This window comes from Pelagicoccus sp. SDUM812002 (assembly GCF_031127835.1).
Lineage (GTDB): Bacteria > Verrucomicrobiota > Verrucomicrobiia > Opitutales > Opitutaceae > Pelagicoccus.
Genome location: NZ_JARXHX010000071.1, coordinates 1 through 1,866, shown reverse-complemented (window position 1 = coordinate 1,866; position 1,866 = coordinate 1). Strand labels below are relative to the sequence as shown.

General features: G+C 42.7%; 1 protein-coding gene. It reads left to right on the top strand.

The window, feature by feature from the left end:
* Nucleotides 1–1,476 (top strand): phosphopantetheine-binding protein (locus tag QEH53_RS23630; RefSeq protein ID WP_309025701.1); only part of this gene is annotated, 1,476 nt, incomplete at its 5' end.
* Nucleotides 1,477–1,866 lie beyond the last annotated feature (390 nt).

The following is a 1,866-nucleotide window of genomic DNA, read 5'->3' as shown; positions in this document are numbered from 1 at the left end:
CCTCTGACTTCGAGCGGGAAGCTGGACCGCAATGCGCTGCCCGCTCCCGACGGGTCCTCGCTGACCTCTGGGGTCGAGTACGCGGCGCCGCGCGATGACTTAGAATGCGAGCTTTGCGCTTTATTCAAAAAGGTACTTGGAGTACCTCGGGTCGGACTCGATGACAGTTTCCCTGAATTAGGTGGCCATAGCCTTCAGGCTATACGGTTAATTACGGCGGCAAATGCTACTTTGGGAGTAGAAATTGGATTCACAGAATTAAATACATTAAAGGTTCGAGAAATATGCGATAATATAAATAAAAATCACCCCAAAGGGAAAAGCACTGGGCTCGATTTTGCTGATGTTTCGAGTATTCAATATGATGAGAAAATCAAAAAGACTGGTGATTTTATACATTTAGAATTTGAAATATCACCGCTTTTTCGTCATCATAATAGTCAGGCACTTCAGTTTGGGTTTCTGGAAAAAAAATGTCCGTGCATAAATGAAGTCTATGACAATTTTTTTGTGCAATGGGTGCTGCGCCCAGAGATTAGTATCGGAACAATTGCACAATATCCGTATGTAGACGAAGTATTTCCTTCAAGGATGATTAATCTTTATCGAACACGGGAAGAAGTTACGATGAGTGCTTTTGATTCGAGTTTGTGCTCGAAAACTATGAAAGAAGCTTTGAATCGGGGGGAATATCTTCAGTTGTTAGTTGATGATTATTTTATTGAAACTCGACATGACTACAGAATTCAACATTCTATCCATGACATAAATGTATTTGGTTATGATTACGATTATGACAAATTTGTTTGTTCCCTGCAGACGGCACGTGGTGATTATACTGCGTTCTACATTGAAAACGAAGTTCTCTTGGAAGCTATCGCTGGAGCTGTTCGAATATTATTGGAAGCTGATGACAAAGAGGACTTGGTGCCTCTTGGCGCTGTGGAAATGTTTAAAGGCAGGACGGACGAGGTTATAGTAAAATCATTCCGAGTGAATGAAGAGGCAAATATAAGTTTGGATATTCCATTAATAATTGATCATTTAAGAGCATATTTGTCGGGTAACTTGAGGACGATACGAATAAATGGCTCAATTGAAGACTATGATTGGGCGAGAGTAGAAGCGGGTATCAAGGTGTATGACGGGCTTGTAGGTCTTATCAAATCTTTCCCCGGTGATGTTAAGGGATTGCCTTTGAATTCATTCCGATTTTTTTGGGAGCACAAGCGGTGTATGCGAAGAAGGATGGACAGGTTGTCGGTTGGTATATTGGGGGCTTCTGGATTGTCGAGGCGATTCGCTGAGATAGAGCACATGGCTGAGGAGCTTTTCTTTCTTTTTGTGGACGCATCGGAAACCGGAAGGCTGAGTGTAGAAAGGATATGTGAATTGATTAGGAAAATTCGGGACCTGGAGAGGGATGCTATCGAGACCTTTTTGGGGAAAGTGACCTCCTTGCCGGAATATAAATGATTTGACAGTGTAGGAGGGCCGCCTTGATTGAAAATCAAAGTGAATTTATGAGTCCCTTGGTTCGTGAGGCATTTGGCGATTTTAGCTAGCAATAAATATGTTATGTTTTTTTAAACTTTTCAGTCTATCTAATTGGCTGTTGATGATTGCCTCCATTGAAACAATTCGAATTCTTTGAGAAGAAATGGTGGTTCTCGGGCTTGATGCCGTTTAGGTGCCGCAGATGGCGCTTAGCTTACTTTCAGGAGTTCTAGATTTCGATTATGCAATTGTGCTCACTGGTGAAAAATTCGAAGTGGTTGATACGACGATGCTGGAACACGCCTACATCAAGGGCTTCTTCGCCTTTGAAGTTGTCGGTGTAGACGATGCTGACGGGCGTGGCCTCCT